The sequence below is a fragment of the Engelhardtia mirabilis genome (assembly GCF_007748095.1).
Classification (GTDB): Bacteria; Planctomycetota; UBA1135; order UBA1135.
Genome location: NZ_CP036287.1, coordinates 2,555,236 through 2,574,341, shown reverse-complemented (window position 1 = coordinate 2,574,341; position 19,106 = coordinate 2,555,236). Strand labels below are relative to the sequence as shown.

The 19,106-nt window shown below is 70.2% G+C and carries 12 protein-coding genes; 7 read left to right on the top strand and 5 right to left on the bottom strand.

The window, feature by feature from the left end; genetic code table 11:
- Positions 1–146: 146 nt before the first annotated feature.
- A complete protein-coding gene (locus Pla133_RS09420) occupies positions 147–1,538 on the top strand; it encodes a hypothetical protein (protein ID WP_145064662.1) in 1,392 nt (463 codons plus the stop codon).
- A 365-nt stretch (positions 1,539–1,903) separates the two neighbouring features.
- Here Pla133_RS09420 and Pla133_RS09415 read toward each other — a convergent pair whose 3' ends face one another.
- Positions 1,904–2,299, bottom strand: coding sequence for a hypothetical protein (locus tag Pla133_RS09415; RefSeq protein WP_419192291.1), 396 nt, complete (start codon positions 2,297–2,299; stop codon positions 1,904–1,906).
- Positions 2,300–2,310: 11 nt separating this feature from the next.
- The gene (locus tag Pla133_RS09410; protein ID WP_145064660.1) at positions 2,311–4,107 is read right to left on the bottom strand and encodes a hypothetical protein; all 1,797 of its coding nucleotides are present in this window, start codon (positions 4,105–4,107) and stop codon (positions 2,311–2,313) included.
- A 323-nt stretch (positions 4,108–4,430) separates the two neighbouring features.
- Between Pla133_RS09410 and Pla133_RS09405 the strand changes: the two genes are divergently transcribed.
- The 3 genes from Pla133_RS09405 (at position 4,431) to Pla133_RS09395 (ending at position 9,865) form a co-directional block, all read left to right on the top strand.
- On the top strand, positions 4,431–5,810 hold the full coding sequence (locus Pla133_RS09405) for a lipopolysaccharide biosynthesis protein (RefSeq protein ID WP_419192290.1): 1,380 nt from the start codon (positions 4,431–4,433) through the stop codon (positions 5,808–5,810).
- Positions 5,811–5,977: 167 nt separating this feature from the next.
- The gene (locus tag Pla133_RS09400) at positions 5,978–8,059 is read left to right on the top strand and encodes a vWA domain-containing protein (protein ID WP_145064658.1); all 2,082 of its coding nucleotides are present in this window, start codon (positions 5,978–5,980) and stop codon (positions 8,057–8,059) included.
- 255 nt (positions 8,060–8,314) lie between these two features.
- Positions 8,315–9,865 carry an endonuclease/exonuclease/phosphatase family protein gene (locus tag Pla133_RS09395; RefSeq protein WP_145064657.1) on the top strand — a complete coding sequence of 517 codons (1,551 nt, stop codon included), beginning with the start codon at positions 8,315–8,317 and terminating at the stop codon, positions 9,863–9,865.
- A gap of 109 nt (positions 9,866–9,974) precedes the next feature.
- On the opposite strand, the gene Pla133_RS09390 is transcribed toward Pla133_RS09395, so the two are convergent.
- The gene (locus tag Pla133_RS09390; protein ID WP_145064656.1) at positions 9,975–12,275 is read right to left on the bottom strand and encodes a hypothetical protein; all 2,301 of its coding nucleotides are present in this window, start codon (positions 12,273–12,275) and stop codon (positions 9,975–9,977) included.
- 200 nt (positions 12,276–12,475) lie between these two features.
- Here Pla133_RS09390 and Pla133_RS09385 point away from each other — a divergent pair, with 200 nt between their 5' ends.
- Complete coding sequence (locus Pla133_RS09385) at positions 12,476–13,645, top strand: glycosyltransferase family 4 protein (RefSeq protein ID WP_145064655.1); 1,170 nt, start codon at positions 12,476–12,478, stop codon at positions 13,643–13,645.
- On the opposite strand, the gene Pla133_RS09380 is transcribed toward Pla133_RS09385, so the two are convergent.
- Positions 13,609–14,583 carry a glycosyltransferase family 2 protein gene (locus tag Pla133_RS09380; RefSeq protein WP_145064654.1) on the bottom strand — a complete coding sequence of 325 codons (975 nt, stop codon included), beginning with the start codon at positions 14,581–14,583 and terminating at the stop codon, positions 13,609–13,611. The genes Pla133_RS09385 and Pla133_RS09380 overlap by 37 nt on opposite strands.
- Positions 14,580–16,763, bottom strand: a complete 2,184-nt coding sequence (locus Pla133_RS09375) for a glycosyltransferase family 4 protein (RefSeq protein ID WP_145064653.1) — start codon at positions 16,761–16,763, stop codon at positions 14,580–14,582. The genes Pla133_RS09380 and Pla133_RS09375 overlap by 4 nt, the downstream gene beginning before the upstream one ends.
- Positions 16,764–17,044: 281 nt before the next feature.
- Here Pla133_RS09375 and Pla133_RS09370 point away from each other — a divergent pair, with 281 nt between their 5' ends.
- Entirely contained in the window at positions 17,045–17,713 is a 669-nt protein-coding gene (locus Pla133_RS09370; RefSeq protein WP_145064652.1) for a hypothetical protein, read from the top strand.
- 31 nt (positions 17,714–17,744) lie between these two features.
- Entirely contained in the window at positions 17,745–19,070 is a 1,326-nt protein-coding gene (locus tag Pla133_RS09365; RefSeq protein ID WP_145064651.1) for a glycosyltransferase, read from the top strand.
- The last annotated feature ends 36 nt before the right edge of the window (positions 19,071–19,106 follow it).

Below are 19,106 nucleotides of genomic sequence, written 5' to 3'. Positions count from 1 at the left end.
CACGCGCCACGGGAGTTCTGAGGCTCGGCAACCGTCGCTCCTTCCCGTCGCGCCTCGCCGACTGAACATTCCCGAACGACCTGCGCCGTGCCCACCGGCTTCCACTAAGAGTTCCGGCGAGCCAAGACCTGTCACGAGACCTTCTCATGCATTATTCGTTGCCGACCTGCGCCATCCCGACATTCATGCTGGGCATGAGCCTCGTACCCGCAAGCGCCTCACAGTCGTGCACAGAACTGTCCGTCTATGTCGTTGACGGCTATTCCGGTGCGCCGATCTCCAATGCGCTGATCCACGACTTGACCACTGACGATCTCGTGACGACCGGCCCCAATGGCCTGGGCGTTCTCACCGCTGGCATGGGCGCGGCCAGCGCCCATGTCTTCGAGGTGGTCGCGGCGGGGTACCCGCCCCACTTTCGCAAGGTGGAGCTTGTCGCAGTCCATGGCCCAACTCCCTGTATCGATGCAGTCGATCCTGGCGTAGTGCTCCGCGTGTGTCCGGAGAGCATGTACGTCTCGCCATTCATTGGCCCTTCGGGCGGCGTGTTCCGCTTCTCCCACGACACGGGACAGACCACGGACGGCGCACCGTTCTTACAGAACGTCGCCGTTGAAGTTGCTCCGGGCACCTGGACCGCGAGATATCGCCTGGGAGTTACCCCTGTCGCGCATTCTGCGACCGTAAACGTGTTCTTGCCTTCGCACCCCCTGACCTCGAACGAAGACGTCTCTTACCAGGAGAGCCTTGCGGGATTGCGGATGGTATTGCTGGACGAGGACGGTTTCGCAGTAGACATCGGAGGGCTCCCACAGGCGATTCGAGTCAGCCTCGGCTCCGCACGGGTGGATGAGCCCTTCACCGGTCAAGGAGACCTCGAGGCCCTGTCGTTCGACCTCGGCGCGCTGGCCTGGGACAATGCAGCGATCCAGAGCTTGGACTACTCCCAAGCCGGCGACCAGGTCGTTGTTGAAGTCGATCGGGTGAGAGGATTCCAGGTCTTCCCAGTCGGACCGTCGGTGGGGCTGGTTCCCGAGCCGGGGGCTTCGACTGACTTGTCTATCGGCGATCCATTTGGCGACCACTACTTCTGCGAGTGGAAGCTCCTATCGATCGACCCCAAACCTTGCGGAACCGGAACCGCTCCGGCCATCGACTCTGCGACCTACCTTTGTGATCCCTGCGGAACACTCGACGGCACGATGCAGTTTGACAATGAGGTGACCTACAGCGTTACGGTGGATTCTGCTGCCCAACACTCGTTCTCGGCCACAGCGACACAAAAGGTCCTCGAGCTCGGATTCGAAGCATCGACGAAGGTCGGGACCAAGACGACGTTCACCAAGCGGATGCGAGTGACCAAGTCCGCCGGAGCGCAGCATCCTGGAATGTGCGGTCAGAAGAACCTCTACCCCATCGAGACGGACTACATCTACGAGCTGATCTGCAGCGGCGGGGTTACCGGGTCTGAGAAGGTGACGGTCACAACGGGTAGTTGCTGGAGTTACGCCGACATGCTTCCCTGCGGAAGCGAGTAACGACCGCGGCCGACGACTTCAACTCTGGTGCCGCTCCGAGGCGTCGATTCGTTGATGCAGGGGCGCTGCGAAGTGTGGTTGCCGAACCCGCGGCAGAGGATCCCTGTGGGAGGACCTTCAGCATCCGACGATCGACGTACAGCTCGTCGGGTGCTCCTTGGAATCGCTCGAGTTCCGATTCGAGTTCCTCAGGAGCCTCACCATCTTCTCCGCTTCCATCCCGCAACGGCGGTCCGACAGGCGGCGGATCGTCCGCCTGCTGGATTCGATCGGCACCGTTCATCGCGCGTCGAGCCGGCACCTGGCCCGACCCGACGGAATCAGGATCGGCATTCGGACTCACTCGGCTCGGAGGCTCTGCGAACCTAGGTGTCCGCACGTTCCCCGGCTCGGCTCCGCCACCGCCGCCAGCGCACCCGCAGGCGAAGGAAGCGGTGCTTGATCCAGCGCCGGATCCGCGACTCGATGCGCGGGGAGGCGGCGAAGAGCAGGGGGATGCCGATGTAGGCCAGGAAGCCGCCGGGCAGCACCGGGGTCAGCCAGAGAAGTAGGCCCACGACGGTCAGCACGACACCGAGAACCGTCAGCGCGACGCGCTTCCATGGCGGTCGGTGCAGGCCGTAGTACATGTGCGCGCGCTCGACCTCGACCAGGACTTCGAAGGTCTGGATCGGGCCGGCGGGGGCGTGCTCGTCCTCTACGACGGGAGGTCCTTCGGCCTCGGCTTGGGGCGGACGGGTCTGGTCGTCGAGTTGGAACAAGGGCGATGCGCTCAATCGAGCTGCTCGAGCATGGCGAGCAGGCCGGGGTGCAGTCGCAGGGAGCCGCGGGCGGGGTTGCCCGTCTCGGCGGCGGCGCGGCGGGTGGTGCCGATCAGGCCGTGGGGTCCGCCGAAGCTGGCGAGGGTCTGGCGCACAACACCGGTGAAAGCCGCGCGGTCTGCTTCGGTGCGCCGACCGAGCTCGTCGGAGTAGACCAGGCCCAGGCCCTCGAGCAGGTTCTGGGGCACGCCCGCGGTGTCCCCCACCGGCAGGCGTTGGGGATCGAAGTTCACCACCGTCACGTCGATCCACGGACCGCCGTTCGTCTGTTGGCCGGTCAGGTGCACGTCGGCGGCGGCGGCCAGCAGACCGCGCACCAGCTCCGCGCGATCTGGCTCCAGCTCGGCGATGCCGGCGGCGATGCGCCAGCAGCGCACCTGGTCGGCCGCGATGTTGCCGCCAAAGCGCAGGGCGTCGCGCCACAGGGGCGCGTAGTGATCGAGCCCGGACAGGGCCAACTGCCGGAAAGCCGGCTCGTCGGGCCAGGCCTCCCACATCACCAGGGCGCGCTCGCCGTAGTGGCCGTAGTTGTCGTCGAAGCCCGGGTCGATGCGGTCCCAGGTGCCCGGCCAGTAGTGGTCGTAGGAGAGCTCGAGCACGGCCTCGCGCGCCACGTCCCGGTAGCGCTCGTCGCCCAGGATCCCGCCCAGGCGCGCCAGCACCGAGGGCACGTCCAGCCGGCGAATCGCGACCGTGCCGCCGGTCGGGCGCCCGTCGCCGGGCACGTAGCGCGCGGCCACGCTCCCGTCGGGCAGCACGCCGGCACGCAGCACGTGCTCGCCGATGCGCGTGGCCGCGGCCAGGCAGTCGGCGCGCAGATCCTCGGGGCCGTGCTCCGCCACGTCGAGCAGGAAGTCCATGTGGACTCGGATCTCCATCCCGGCGTCGTCGAGGGGCACGTCGGCCACCGGGTCCCAGTAGCGCGGCAAGCCGGTCTCGGGGTGCAGGCCCAGCTCCAGGAAGTCGCGCACGAAGCGCTCGAGAGCCGCCCCCCACTCGGCCCGCGGCTCCACGGCCCAGGCGCGCAGCAGTTGGCCGTAGAGGGGATGGAAGGTGACGCGACCCATGGGCGCCCCGACGGGCTCGCCCGTGTCGACGTCGAATTCGCGGGCCACGAAGGCCGTCGGCCGCGGACCCAGGTCGTCGAGACTGCGGGAGAGGTGCTCGTCGAAGCTCCACTCCAGTAGGCCGAGGATCTCGGATCGCAAGTCGTCCTCGGTCGGACAGGGGAAGGTCGCCCGGGCGGAGAGCTCGCTCCAGCGCGCCTGCCCGCCCGGCACCAGGGGGTCGCCGCCGGCGAGCTGCAGCACGAAGCGCGGCTCGACCGCACGCATCAGTCCGGAGGCCAGGTCCGAGGCGCGCACCTCGAACTCGAAGCCCTCGTCCCCCGGTCCGTCCCAGGTCTCGCTGGCCGAGCCGCCCAGGCCGTCGATCAGGGTCAGAGTGCCGACTCCGTGCAGTCGGCCGCGGATGACCAACTCGCCCCCGGCCATGGCCGGCAGGGGCTGCTGCACGATCTCGCCGGCCGCGGTCACCAGGGCCGAGCCGGCCACGTCGGTCTCGATGCGCGGCGTGCCCGCGATGACGCGCCACCAGGGCAGGCGCTGATCGCCGCCGGGTGCTGTCTCATCGAAAGCACCGTTACACAACACCGACACCTGTGCGGTCGGTCCCCCGGGCTGCGGGGTCGGCGGTCCCTGGGGCAGCGTCGTGGCCAGGGCGAGCAGCATCCAGAAGGTGGTCGGCATGGGCGCGGCGGATGTTATCAGCCGGCGGCGCGCGAACTTGCGACCGCCGGCGCAGCAGATGCAGGTCCGCGGTCACGGGCCCGGCGACTGGGCGTAAGGCCCGATACGAGAATCCTGGGGTCGACGCGGGGGGCGACGGCTCCAGGACGAAGTTGAAGGGTGTCAGGCCTGTCGCCGGCCCTTCTCCTTCACGGGCCGCTCGTCCGCTCCGCGCGGGCGAGCGGCCTACTTCGTGCCCGCTCCGTTGTCGGGTCGCTCGTCCAAGACCGCCTTTGGGAGCCTCGCGGGGCGGCCGTGCACATTCGCACGCTAACGTCTCGGCAGTGAGCCTGCCGCCCCCCATCGAGCGCGACCCCGCGATGCCCCAGGGCCATGGAGTCTCGGAGTCCGCGGCCGAGACCGACGCGGTCCCCGCTCGCCTGTGGCGCGCGACGGCCCTGCAGGTGGCCGGACGCTTTTATGGGTCCGCCTGCACCTTCGTCACCCTGGCCCTCTTGGCCCGAGCGCTCGTGGGCGAGGACTTCGGGCGCTACACGTTCTACCTGGCCATCTTCGCCCTGCTCGACGCGCTGGTCGACTTCGGTACGGGCACGGTCGCGGTGCGTCGCAGCGCCGCGGACAATTGGGCCACGGCGCCGGTCCTGAAGGCCGCGCGCTCGATCCGGCTGCGGATCGCCCTGGTCAGCTTCGCCGCGGTCACAACCTTCGCCTTCGCCATCGGCGAGCCCGGCGCGCAGTTCATCGCCATCGCCGCCCTCTACCCGCTCACCCACGTCTGGGAGCTGTCGGCGACGGTGTTCAAGAACAGGCTCGCCTGGGGCATCCCGGTGGCGATCCGCGCGGCGGCGGCGACCTTTCGCCTCGTGGCCGTGTTCGCGCTGCTGGCCTTCGACGTGGAGACCCCCGGCGCCTACCTGGCGGCGACCGCGGCCGGCTCGGCCCTGGCCAACCTGTTGCTGCACCGCGCCGCCTGGCCCCTGTTGCCGAAGCCGACCATCGCGATCCAACCGGCGCGGGGCGTCTTCGCCGAGGCCTGGCCCCTCGGCATCGCGCTGATCGCGCAGCAGGCCTACTTCTACGTGGACAACGTCTTCGTGCGGGCCATCGACGGCACGGTGGAGCTGGGCCGCTACAACGCAGCGGTCCGGGTCATGTCGTTCCTGATCATGGTGGCGCAGTACGCGTCCCTGACCGGCCTGCCCTGGCTCACTCGTCGGCGAGCGGCGGGCGACCTGGGCGTCGCGGCCGCGCGACTGGGACAGCCGCTGAGCGCGATCGCCGGCCTGGGCTGTGGCCTGGCCCTGCCCCTGGCGCGCCCGATCCTGGAGGGTCTGTTCGGCGAGCCCTTCGGCGCTGCCACGGCGAGCTTGCAGTGGCTCCTGGGCGCGACCGCGGCGGTCTACGCCGGCGCGACGCTCTTGACCGCGGTGGTCTCCCTCGGGCGGCCCAAGTTCGTGTTGATGATCGCCGTGGGCGCCTTGGCTCTCAACGTCGTCGGCAACGGGATCCTGGTGCCGATGTACGGACACGAGGGCGCGGCGATCGCGACCCTGGGCACGGAGATCGCGGTTGCCGTAGCCAGCGCGGCGGTATTGGCCGTACACGCGCCCAGCTTCGCGCGCACGCGCCCCTGGGCCTGGCTGCTCGGACCGGTCGGCTTCGCCCTCGGTGCAGCGGCGAGCGGCGCGATCGCCGGCCACTGATCGATCGCCCGCGTCACGATCGCAATCGGTGCCGTGAGCAGCAGCGCCGTCGCAGGCATCCGAGCATGGGCCGAGAAGGGCCGTTACCCGCCGGTGACCGCGGGGAATGAGAGCGTGGTCGACAATCGAGCGGTACCCGCCGTTCAACCCCCCACAGGATCTCGTCCATGGGTCTCGCTGTCCTCGCCCTCGCGCTGCTCGCGCTCCAGTCGCCACAACCCGAGCCCCAGTTCCTGATCGTTCCCCAGCTCGGGGTGGCTCCGATCGGCGCGCATGACACGCTGCCGACCTTGTCGAGCGTTTCGGCCAGTTGCCGCGTGGGCGCGACCTCCGCCACCACGCGGCTGACGGTTGCCATCGAGTCCGCGGCCCAGGAGCCCACCGCGGTGGTGCTGTGGATGCCGCTGCCGGCCGCGCCGACCTCGACTGCGGTGCACGGCGACGACGGCGCCGAACTCGCGCATCGGGTGATCGCGCGGGACTCAGCGCCGGACTCGGCCATGGATTGGGCCAAGCGCGTCGCCGCGCCCGCGCCCTTGGAGTTCGCGGGCCATGCGCTCCTGGAGGCGGGGCCCTTCGAGTTGACGACGGGCAGCCAGTCGATCGTGATCACCTACGAGCACGCCCTGCCCGATCGCAGCGCCGACGCCGGCCGCCCGGCGCGGGTCTACGAGCTGCCGCGCTCGGAGACAGGTCAGGGCTTCGAGGTGCCGTGGATCTTCGACGTGCGCGTGGCCCTCGACTCGGACCTCGCGGACGTGTTCTGCCCCTCGCACCGGCTCGAGCGTGAGCGCGTGGCCCTGGACGAGCTGCGCCTGACTTCCACGGCTGGACGCTACCCGGAGCCGGGCCCCCTGGTGCTGTTCCCGATCGCCTCGAACGACATGCTCGACACGTTGCTCGTGGCCTCGCCGACCCTGCCGGACAAGCCCGAGGCCGGGGGCTACTTCGCGTTGATCGCCGCGCCGTCGGCCGCGGTCCGCAAGGCGGCGCGCGGGCGCGCACGGGAGGTGACCTTCGTGCTCGACACCTCCGGCTCCATGGCCGGCAAGAAGTTCGAGCAGGCGCGCGAGGCGGCGCGGCAGGTACTCGAGAGCCTGCGGCCGGACGAGTCCTTCAACCTGATCCTCTACGCGAGCGACGTGCAGCCCCTGTTCGCCGCGCCGGTGGCCGCGGACGAAAAGCACCTGAGCGAGGCCCGCGACTTCCTGGCCCAGGCCAGCACCGGAGGCAGCACCAACATCGATGACGCGCTGAAGTACGCCCTGCGACCCGATGCCGCGGCGGGCAAGTTGCCGCTCGTGCTGTTCCTGACCGACGGCCGACCGACGATGGGTGTCAAGGACGAGCGCACGCTCCTGGCCCTCGCGGACGAGCGCAACGCGGCGGGCCGGCGCCTGTTCACCTTCGGCGTCGGCGACGACCTGAATGCGCCACTCTTGGACGGGCTGGCCAATCGCTCCGGCGCCTCCAGCCGCTTCGTTGCACCCGAGGAGGACATCGAGCTTGCGGTGGGCGAGGTGCTCGAGCGCTTGACCGGAGGGATTCTCGCGCGTCCCGTGCTGCGCGCCGTCGACGAGCATGGCCGCGAGCTGGTCGACGCGGTGACCCACGTCCTGCCCGAGCACCTGCCCGATATGTTCGCCGACGACCAACTGCTGGTCCTGGGTCGCTACTCCGGCCTGGCGCCGATCGCGCTCGAGCTCCAGGGGGACTTCCTGGGCCAGCCGCAGACCTTCCGGACGACGCTCGAGCCCGCCCGCGCGGCCGGGGGCAACGACTATGTGCCGGAGCTGTGGGCCGCCCGCCGCAACGCCGCCTTGATCGACACGATCCGCTCGGCCGGGGCCGGCGGCGACACCCCGGCCAAGCTCCAACAGTACGCCGTCGAGCTTCTGCGTCTGGGCCTGCGCTTCGGGGCCCTGACCGAGTACACGGCCTTCCTGACCCTGGACGGGCAGGCCACCGAGCCCCAGGAGAAGTGGCTGCAACTGACCCTGAAGCTGCTCACCGACCGCGCCCTGCGCGCGCGGGTCGGGCGGGCGGCGGTGACCCAGTCGATCAACGCGGGCTCCATGCGCCAGCAGGCGGTGCTCAACCGCATGAACCGCCACCTGGACGGCACGTCCCACGAGGTGGTGCTGACCGGCGTGATCCCCCTGGGCGACCGGGCCTACTTCCTGCGCCAGGGCACCTGGGTCGACTCGCGCCTGTTGGAGCCCGGGGCGCGGACCGAGGTCGACCAGTAGATCGCCTTCGGTAGCACCACCCACCGGAACCTGGTGCGGGTCCTGGCGGAGCGCGGGCAGGCGGCGGCCCTGGGCCTGCCGGGGCCGGTGGCCATGCCCTTCGACAACCGCGTGCTGTTGATTCGGACGCCGTGAGGGGCACCTGAGGGGGGCCTTTGACGTCCGGGAGAGGGCTCGCTCCGAGCCATGTCGATCGGCGGACTAGACTTGGACCGCCGATCGTGCGCCCCCCCTGCCCCCACCCGAGACTCCCCCATGCGACAGCCCGTGTTCCTGACCTCCGCCCTCCTCGCCCTCGCCAGCCAGGCCCTCGCCCAGGGCTTCAACCCGCCCACCGGCGACTGGGGCAAGGACGACCCGCTGCACCTGCGGGTGATGACCTGGAACGTCCAGGACGGCCTGGCCAGCTCCGTGCCGAAGCTCCAGAACAGCGGCCAGTGGGAGGCCCTGGCTCGCATCGTGGCGGTGCTCCAACCCGACGTGCTGCTGTTGCAGGAGACCGCCGACGCCGTGGGCGGGGCCGACAACGTCTCGGAGATGAACACGGTCCTGGACCGCTTCATGCACGGCGGCTCGGACCCCTTCCTGGGCGGCACGGTCACGGCCTACGTGCAGAAGTACGCGCCCGCCTTCGACCTGCCCCACGTCTTCGTCAGCACCATCTCGGACGGCTTCAACCGCAATGTCGTGATGAGCCGCTACCCCTTCGCGGATCTGAACGGCGACGGATTCTCGACCCGCTCCGACATTCCCTTCGTGGCCTCGAGCGCCGCCTCCTGGATCGACGCCTCGGGCACCGGCGGGCTGCGCGGGATCCAAGTGGCCGAGATCGACCTGCCCGACGGCAGCTACGACGGCGACGTGGTCGTGATGAACGCGCACTTGAAGGCCGGCGGCAGCAGCAGCGACCACGACCAGCGGGTGGAAGCCGCCCAGCGCGCCTCCTACGTGATCGAGTACTGGTTCAACGGCGCCGGTACGGGGACGCCCGACCCCTTCAACAAGATCGCCGACAGCCCCATGGCGCAGAACGTGCTGCCGGCCGCGACGCCGGTCATCTTCGGCGGCGACTGGAACGAGGACGAGGCCCAGAACGGCGCCACCAAGGGCCCCGCGGATTGGATCACCAAGTCGAACGTGGCCGACAGCTCCGGCGGAACCGACGGCACCGACCGCGACGGATCGGACATGGTCTACGACTCCGCCACGGAGTTCTTCGGCGGCACGACCAAGACCCAGGGCAACTCGAAGCTGGACCACATTGGCTCCCAGGACAGCATCGCGACGACGGTGCGTCAGTTCGTCTTCCTGACCAACACCCTGCCCGGCGGCAATCTGCCGCCGGAGCTCGCCACCGCCGCGCTGCCGACGCTTCTGAGCGGGATCGCGTCCGACCACCGGCCCGTGATCGTGGACTACTCGCTCGTCTCGACCCCTCCGCCGGTGATCTGCCAGCCGGACCTCGGCTTCAGCGGGCCGGGCGTCGCGCTTCTGAGCGTGTGCGGCACGGGCCTCGGCAGCGGGCAGAGCTCGGACATCGCGGTGACCTCCGCGCCGCCCCTCGCCCTGAGTTCCTTCGTGGCCAGCTTCTCGCCCCAGTTCCTGCCCTTCGCCGGCGGGGTAATCGTGCCCAAGCCGGACATCCTGTTGCCCTTCGTCACCGACGGCGCCGGTGAGTACCTGCTTCCGGGACTGGTGGGCGGGGGCGGGCCGCTGCAACTGCAGATCCAGGTGGTGGTGTTCGACGCGAGCCAGACCCAGGGCTTCACGATCTCGAACGCCATCAACGCCGTCTTCGCGCCCTGAGCCTCTCGGGGGGACGTCCGGGTCGGAAAGCGCCCCCGGCTCGAGCATCGAGCCGGGGGCGCTTGTTCGTCCATGGCCGCGGGCGGTGGATCACCGCCCGCGGCTCGGATCAACCGAAGCTGAGCAGGACCGCGTTCGACAGCTCGAGGAAGTTCGGCGGGGCGAGCAGGTCGACCGCCAGGAACTGGAGCACGAAGTCGTTCGGGACGCCGCTGCCGCCGAGGGTGAAGTTGAACTCACCGTTGGCGTCGGCGTTGAAGCCGAGGGGGAAGCCGCCGACCAGGCCGAAGGCCGAGATCAGGCTGCCGCCACCGATGGGGAAGTTCGGCTGGCCCGGGAACGACAGGATCGCGAACACGCCGGTGAAGGGCGCGACGTTGGTCAGCTTGATCAGGCTGGACTGGCCGGCGCCGAGGCCCGTGCCGCAGACCGTCAGGTTCGCGTCGCCGGGACCTTGACCCACGCCGAGGTCGAGCTGACAGGCCGTCGGCGAACCGATGAAGAGCTGGACCTGGTAGTTCTGGTCCAGCGTCGTCGGGTCGGCCACGGCGTCGTCGTCGAAGTCACCGTCGAGGTCGACGTCGTAGGTGATGCTGGCCGAGAGGACCAGGCCACCCAGGTGCAGCGAGTCGCGACCGGAGACACCGAAGTGGGTCTGACCGGCGTGACCGTCCGAGCTGATGTTCTGGCTGAACGGCGCGGTGCTGCTGATCGAGTTGCTGTCAGCGAGGGTGACGAACTGGATCTGGTAGGGAACCTTGGTGCCGCCGGCGTCGAGACCGCTGTCGAGCACGCGACCGACCTTGAAGAGCTGCTCGAGCTCGTAGCTGAAGGTCGCCGGATCGTAGACCGCGCGGAACAGACCGGTGTCGAAGCCGGACGGGCCGAGGTCGAAGGAGGCGCCGAAGAAGTAGACGTTCCCGTAGGAATCGATCATCGGCGAGCTCGTCGACGGGCCGAGGGGGGCGCCGCCGGTGACCGCGCCGAGCTCGGCGAGGTTACCGAGGGTGGTGCCGGCGCCGTCCGTGTACGGCTTGCCGCCGCCCACGCCGTCCTGGTAGGCCGCCATGGTCCAGGCGACCGTGCCGGTCGGGGAGACGCGGGCCACCGCGATGTAGTGCACGGGCCAGTCGGCCCCACCGTCACTGGGCTGATCCACGACCACGGCGCAGAGCAGGTTGCCCAGGTGGTCGACGTTCATCGCGATCTGGCCGTTGCCGCCGTTGAAGGCGACCTGGCTGTGGTAGTGGTCGATCTCGTTGGCGCCGGCCAGGTTGGTGAACCCGGTCAGATTGTCCGTGATCACCGCCGGCAGGGTCAGCGCGAGGGTGCCGGTCACGGCTCCGCCGGCGCCGATGCCGAAGATGTTCATGGTGTCGGTGCCGCTGCCCATGTCACCGATCATCGCGCCGACGCCCTCGGTGGCGCCGAGGAACGGGAAGGCGTCCTCGGTCACCGACATGGTGCCGCGGGTGCTGGTCACGCCGGGGGCCAAGTGCGTCAGTTTGCCCGGGAAGGGACCGCCGAGCTGGGCCGGCTTGGTGACCCACTCGTTCGAGAAGTTCGTCGCCGCGATGTACGGCACACCGGCGATGTCGATGATCGCGGGGGTGCTGAACGTGTCGGTCGCGGCGCTGACCGGCTCGAAGGTCGAAAGGAAGTCACCCGAGGTGAAGATCGAGCCCGAAAGGGCGTTGACCTTGGTCAGATCGCGGGTGGCCGCGTTGACGTAGAACAGGTTGTTCCCAGTGGTGCCAGGCGCGCAGCCGACACCGGAGGTGCCGAAGTCGTCCGAGCGGACCAGCAGCTCGCCGGTCGCGTTGATCGCACCGAAGGCCACGTTCGTCAGCTCGTCCGTGTCACTGCAGCCGTTGGTAGCGGCGTTGACGCGGTTGACGTACAGGCGCGTGGGGTTGGTCGGGTCGTAGTTGATGATGTTGGCGATCGCACCGTCGAAGCCGGCGCCACCGTCGGTGGTGCCGAACTCGGCGAAGCCGGCCGCGAGCTGAACGCCCGTGGCAGCGGTGGCCGCGACTTGGACGGGGGCGAGGTTCACGCCGGGATCGTCGTTGACACCGACGCCGGGGACGGTGAGCTCGGCCCAGGTCCCGGTGAGCGGGACGTTGACCTGGATCTCACGGCTGACGCCGGAGGCCGCCATGAGGTTGGTCGTGAACGAGCTCGAAGTCTTGCTCGACTTCGAGATCGGGCCGATCGCAAACTCGGTGCCCCAGGTGCTGAAGAGCGGCTGGAGGTCGACCGTGTAGCGGTTGCCTTGTTCGGAGGTGATGTACGGGCCCACGGCATCGCCGGGGAGCGGACCACCGATGGCCACGCTGTCCTGAGCGGTCGCAAACGGAGCGATCGCCAGCGCGGCACAGGTGAGGGGGGGTAGTGTCTTGAAGTTCATGTTCGTTGCCGAATCGAGCGTCGAGGGTTTGGCCGATACCGCGACGGCGACGCCCACCGGCCCGCCGCGAGCCGCCCACGGTAGGGGGCCGGGAAGAAGGTCCGGTCAAGAAGCGTCCAAGTCAGCGACAGTCGCCGTGGGCTCGGGCACTAAGACTACCGATAGGGGCCCCTTGCAACCCATTTGAGCCCGGCACTTCTTTGCAATTCGCCCCCAAGGAATGCGCCTGGGAGGCGCCCGAGGGGCGTCCCACGAGGCTCGGGATCGACTTCAGGCCGGCCCTGGTCAACCGCGAGGGCATCGGCCGGGTTGCTCGGGAGACCGTGCGGGCCCTCGGAGCGGGCGAGCCTGCGATCCGGCTGCGCCTCTTCGGCGCCACCCTGGCCGCTCCGCGCCTGGCCGCATCCGAGCTCGATCTTCCTGCGAGTGCGCGGCTCTTCCGGGTGCGAGTGCCCTCACGGATCTGGCGCCCGCTGCGGCGCCTGACCGGCCTCGGAGCGGACGACCTGCTCGGCGGTGTCGACGTCTTCCACCACACCCAGCTCAACCACCTGCCCGTGCGCCGCGCGATCGAGACGGCGACGATCTTCGACACCCTGTACCTGGACGGCGGGTCGGGTTTCGTCGACCCGCCGACGGCAGCGCGGATGGAGCGCCACGCCCGTGCGTTGGTCGAGCGGTGCGCGCGTCTGCAAGTTCCGACCGAGCACGTGGCCCACCTCGTGGCCGCGCAACTGGGCGCAGATCCCGACAGGATCGACGTCGTGCCCCTGGGCTGCGACCACGCCACGCGGGTCACTCCCGACCTCGGCCGAACCCCGCGCGGCCCCTACCTGCTGACGGTCGCCAGGCTCGACCCTCGCAAGAACCACGTCACGGTCCTACGTGCCTTCGAGCGGTTGGTGGCCGCCGGGCTCCCCCACCGCTGGATCATCGCCGGCCCGCCCGGCTATCGCTGTGATGCGATCGCGGCGGCGCTGCGCGACTCGCCCGCCGCCGACAGGATCGAATGGCGTCGATCGGTGGACGAGCGCGAGCTCGCGGCGCTCTACGCCGACGCGCGCCTGTTCGCCTTCCCGAGTCTTGCGGAGGGCTTCGGCCTGCCCCCGCTCGAAGCCATGGCCCACGGCTGCCCGGTGATCGCGTCCGACGAACCGGTCTTGAACGAGGTGCTGGGAACCGCGGCCGTGCACATCGCGCCCCTCGACGTCGACGGTTGGTTCGAGGCCCTGCGCGAAGGCCTCGAGCTCGATCGAACGCCCCAGCGGGAGGCCGCCGCCCGCGCCCACGCGGCCGGTTGGACCTGGGATCAGACGGCAGGCGCCGTGCAGGTTCAGCTCGGTCGGCTGCGCTCGCAGACTTCGTCGTAGGTCCGCGCCGCAGGGCCCAGGCGGGCGCGGGACTCGCGCAGCGCCTCGAGCTGCTCGAGGGCCAGGGCGATCCAGATCAACTCCTGCCGCTCGTCGCGCAGGTGCGCGTCGAGGATCGCCCGGTAGAGCCCGGACAGGTGCCGCTCGACGCTCTCGGGCGTATCCAGGAAGCGCCACTGGAACAGCAATCGGTTGCGCTCGATCACCGCCACGACCAAGCGTTCGTCCACGTGCTTGGCGATCGTCCCGCGATGGTGGTGCTCGACCACGCTCGCAGGCTCGTACACCACGCGGCGGCCGGCGCGCCAGGCGGCGAAACCCAGGTCCACGTCCTCGTAGTAGAAGGGCTCGTAGAGGGGATCGAAGCCACCGGCCGCGACGAACTCGCTGCGCCGCACCAGCATCGCGCCGCCGATGGCGTAGTTGACGTCGCGGGCCGCTCCGTCGAAACGCGCAGCCTCGCCCTCGAGGCCGCGCTGTCGCACGTAGGCCAGATCGCGCCGGTGGTCGATCTCGACCAGAGACTCGATCTCGTCGGGCTGACCGCGCAACAGGATCTTGGGCACCACCGAGTGCACCTCGTCCTCGGCGAGCTGCGCGATGAGCGGCTCCAGGAACCCCGGGTGTACCAGGATGTCCGGATTCATGGCGAACAGCAGCTCGTGCCGCGCGCGCTGGGCGCCGTCCAACAGTGCGCGGGCGAAGCCGCCGTTGACCTCGCGCGCGACGCAGCGCACCTGTGGAAAGTGCTCGGCGAGCCAGGCCGACAGGGCGTCGCGCCCGGTGTCGTCGACGACCAGTACCTCGTCGCCGAGCCCTCGCCGGGCGCACTCGGCCAGGAGCGGCGGCAGGTGCTCGCGCAGGAGCTCGCGGTCGTCGAGGCAGGGCATCACGACCGAGACCGGTCGCGACGGGTTGGCGTCCGAGGATCCACTCACGCCCCTGCCTCCGAAGGCTCATCGCCGACTACCGAACCGGATTCTCCGCGCCAGCGCCGCAGCTCGTCGCGCAGGGCCAAACTGGCGGGAATCAGACCCCGCAGGCGACCGTGGACGAGGGCCACCGCAGCGTCCATCTCGGACTGCCGCCAGGCTCGCTCTTGCTCGCTGCGACCGTGGACCAGGCGCAACTCGCCCAGTTGCTCCTCGCGCTGGGCGACCACGTCGCGCAGGGCGCGGACCTCGGCCGTGAGCCCGTCCAACTCGACCTCGAGTTCGATCAGGCGACGCGACGCACGCTGCGCCTGCTCCTGGGCGGCCGCCTCGGTGCCCACGCGCCAGTCGCGCTCCGCCTCGAGCGAGCTGACCGACCTCTGGAGCGACTCCACCGTGCCCTCGAGGGACTCGGTCGTCTCCTTGCGCCAGGCATTCTCCTCGCGCAGGCCGACGAGCTGCTGTTCGAGCCAAGCGAGCTTCTCCGTGGCCCCCCGGAGCTGCTCCGCCCGCCAGGCATCGCGCGCTTCGAGCTCCGCGGACACCTCGTCGCGACGCTCGAGTTCTGCGCGCAGATAGTTCCCCTCGGTCTCGCGATCGCGCAGCAGATCCTGGGTCCGCACGTCCCGCGCCAGGGCCCTGGCCATCCACTCCCCCGCCGAGGCAGCGGGCGCCCCGAGTTGCTGCGCCAGTCGGCCCACTTCGTCCAAGGCCCGCCGCAGGAGGTCCTCGGAAGCGAGCGACTCGAGCTCTTCGTAGCGCGCGGCGATGCCGCGCAGGTGTGGCAGCACCTGATCCACCGCATGGCTCCGCGCCGCGATGCGCTCGGTGACCAGCTCGTCGTAGATGCGCTCGTGCTCCGCCACGTGGGCTTCGAGCGTGTGAACCGGCTCGATGCCGCGGACCAGCCGCACGAGAAACTCGGGGTCGTCGACGCAGGCCTCCAAGCAATCGCCCAGGGCCACGGCGTCGCCCACGGCGAAGGTCAGGCCGTCCACCCCGTGCCGCACGCTCTCGGGGAAGGCCCCCACGTCGCTGGCGATCACGGTGCGCCCGGCGGCGAAGGCCTCGCGGATCGCGATCGGGTAGTTCTCGACCCAGATCGACGGCACCACGAGCACGTCGATCGCCGCCAACAGGGTCGGCAGCTCGCGCTGGTCGAAGGCGCCGGCCAGGCGCACTCCCAAGCTCGCGGCGCGCTCGGCCATGCGCTGCACGTAGACCCGATCGGTCGAGTCGCCGTGGATCACAAGCTCGGCGCGCCCACGCACGCGCTCGAAGGCCTCGAGCAGCACGTGCACGCCCTTGTGCTTGGTCAGGCTGCCGATGAATCCGAAACGCAGGGGGCGCCGCGCCAGCTCCGCTACGGTCGGACGATCCAATCCGGTGAGGGCGGACGTGTCGATGCCGTAGGGCAAGTGCACGATCCGGTCCGGATCGATCCCACCCTCGACGAGGCGCTCGGCCAGGAAGCGCGTCGGGCACAGGAAGCGGTCGACCTGGCCATAAAGTTCCGCGCGCCGGGCATCGAGGCCGCGTCGCCGCTCGCGCGCGGCCGTCCATTCCTCGCTCGGGAAGCCCGAAGCCGGCTCGTCACCGACCAGGGTCGCGGCCAGTCGCTCCCGGACCTCGTCCGGAAGATCCTCGGCGAAGGCTCCCATGTGGTAGTCGCCCAGCTCCTCGCGCTGGTTGAGCAACGAAAGTCCGAGGTCGCAGCGGGCGCAGACGTCGGGATCACCGATCGTCTCGCAACGCTCGAGGTCCGGTCGCAGGAGAGTGATCCGGTGGCAGACCGGGAAGTAGTCGTGGCCGGTGTAGACCACCGGCAGGCCGCGCAGCTTGGCGGACTCGAGCAGCGCTGCGCCGACCCGGAACACGTGTTGGAAGTGCACCACGTCCGGCCGGAAGCGATCGAGGTAGCGGCCGAACTGGGCCGCGTGCTCGCGCGGCTCGAGAACCTCCTTCGGGCTCGTCGCGCCCTGGTTGACCGTCAGCCATTGCACCGAGTACCCGTCCCGCTGCTCACGGCGCAGGGACAGGTCGGCCAGGTCCGGGCGACGACGGGGCACGAAGACCTCCACCGTGTGGCCGCCAGCGGCGAGTCCACGGGCCAACCCGGCAGTGAAGTTCTCCACGCCGGCGAGCTCGTGGGGAGGAAAGCCGTGCGCGACAAGGCAGATGCGCATCGGCTCCCATGCTAGCCCACTTCGGTCACCAGGATCCGCGCCCAGCACGCCCAAACGGCGTGCCTACGGCCGCCTCTCGTCAGTCGGCGGCCCATGCGCGTCGCTCCCCCCGCTACCGGGGCTCGGCGCTCTGCCTGCCAGGCGGCTCGGAAGGCGCTGTCAGGGAGCGACAGGCATCCGCGGGCCACCGATTGGACGTGCTGGCCGTGGATCCCGGTGACGGATGTGGGCTAGCTTCCCGGACGCCCCGCCGGGATCGCCCGTCGCGGCCGCAGTCCCCCATGCGACTTCTATTGGTCGAACCGATCCCCGCCGGGGCCCCAGCGGCGGACCCGCCCTCCGCGCGTGCACTGGCCGGAGACCTGGCCCGGGCCCTCGCGGCGGCGGGTCACGAAGTGCGGCGAATGGCCCTGGAAGCGGCGTCGTCAGCGACGGCACGCGGTCTGCACTGCCCGGCGGCGACCGAGGCCTATGCAGCGGCGGTGGCGAGCTTCGCCCCCGATCGGACCGTCCTTGTCCACCCCGCCAGGCTGCCCGCCGACCTGGGCCTGGGAGCCGTGAACCTGGGGCAAGCGCCCCTGGGGGCCGGCGACGCGGAGCCCGCGAGCCCGCGCGAGCCGTCCGTGCCGATCGAAGCGGCAGCCGCACTCACACCCCACCCGGACCTGGCCGCGGCCCTGCGAGTCGCGCTGCTCGGCCCGCCTCTCTCGATCGAAGGCGTGCTGGCGGCCCTGGCCACGCCCGCGTCCGAGGGCCCCGTCGGCCAGGGTCCCGTGGACGACGACCTCTTCGCCGCCGCCGAGCACCTGCTCGCGGATCACCTGCGCGTCGCCGCGTGGGCGCGCGAGCTCGCGAGGCACCGCTCCGATCTCGAGCGTGGGCCCTCCCTGGCCGGCGGTCTGCGCGGCCTTCGCCGCCGAGCCGCGCGACTGCTCCGCAAGCTGCGCTGAGTCCCGCGCCCTCCCTCCTACACTCCCCCCCATGCGGATCGTCCAGGTCAACTCCTTCGCCGGCAAGGTCGGCGGCGCCGAGATCTACTGCCACGGGCTCATCGACGAGTTACGCGCGCGCGGCCACGACGTGGCCTTCTTCGCCGGGGACCCCGAGCGATCCGAGCGCAGCGATCGGACCTGCATCGTGCAGCGGCCCGAGTTCGACGCGGCGCGGCTGGTGCACGACCCCGAGCTCGAGGGCACCTTCACCGAGTTCGCCGGCGGCTTCCGCCCGGACCTGATCCACCTGCACAACGTGCACCACTTCCCGGTGGGCTTCCTGGGCGCCGCGGCTCGGCTCGGCGTGCCGGTGATGATGACCGCCCACGACTTCGGCTACCTGTGCCCGAACTCGTGGATGACCTGGGGCGACGGGACGGTCTGCTCGGGCGGACCCGGACGCAAGTGCTTCGAGCACGGCTGTGAAGCGAACTATCCCTTCGACGGCCGCATCGTGACCGCTTGGAAGCTGCGCTACGAGGCGCTCAAGCGCAACCTGCGTGCCTTCGCCTGCCCCAGCCAGTTCCTGGCCGAGCAGCTCGCGGCCCACGGCTTCCCGCGCGCGATCGGTGTGCCCCTGTGGACCGACGGCGGCGACGACTCGGCGCGCTCGGCGGCGGACCTGCCCCCCAGGGACTCCAATCGCGTGCTGTTCCTGGGCCGGTTGGTGCGCGAGAAGGGCGTGGAGACCCTCGTGCGCGCCTGGCCCCTGGTGCTCGCCGCCCGGCCCGACGCGGTTCTGTCGGTGGTCGGCGGTGGGCCCGAGCTGGAGCCGCTGAAGACCCTCGCATCCGAACTCGGACTCGACGCCGACGGGATCTTCCTGGGCCGGGTCCCCCACGAGCAGGTCGGCGAGCACCTGGGCCGCGCCACCTGCCAGGTCTTGCCGTCGTGGTGGTGCGAGAACTCGCCGGTCACGACCTACGAGAGCTACTTGAGCGGCCTGCCGATGATCGCCAGCGACATCGCCGGACTGCCGGAGATGGTGCGACCGGGCGAGACGGGCCTGCTCGCACGCCCACGCGACGAGCGCGACCTGGCGGCGAAGATCCTCGAATTGCTCGGCGACGGCGCCTTGCAGCGGCGCATCCAACAGGGCTGCCTCGACTCCGTGGCGCGCTTCACCAAGGAGCGCCACATGGCGAGCCTCTTGGAGCTCTACGACCAGGTCCTGGCCGACGGGCCCGTGACCTGTCCGGACGGTCTGGACGACCTGCTCGCACCGGCCGACGCCTTCCTGCGCCGCTTCGACGAAGTGGAGCGCTGGGCACTGGAGATGCAGAAGCACATCCAGTGGCTCGAGAGTCAGCGCTGACCCGCTGCGGCAAAGCCGATCCAGACCAGCCCGAAC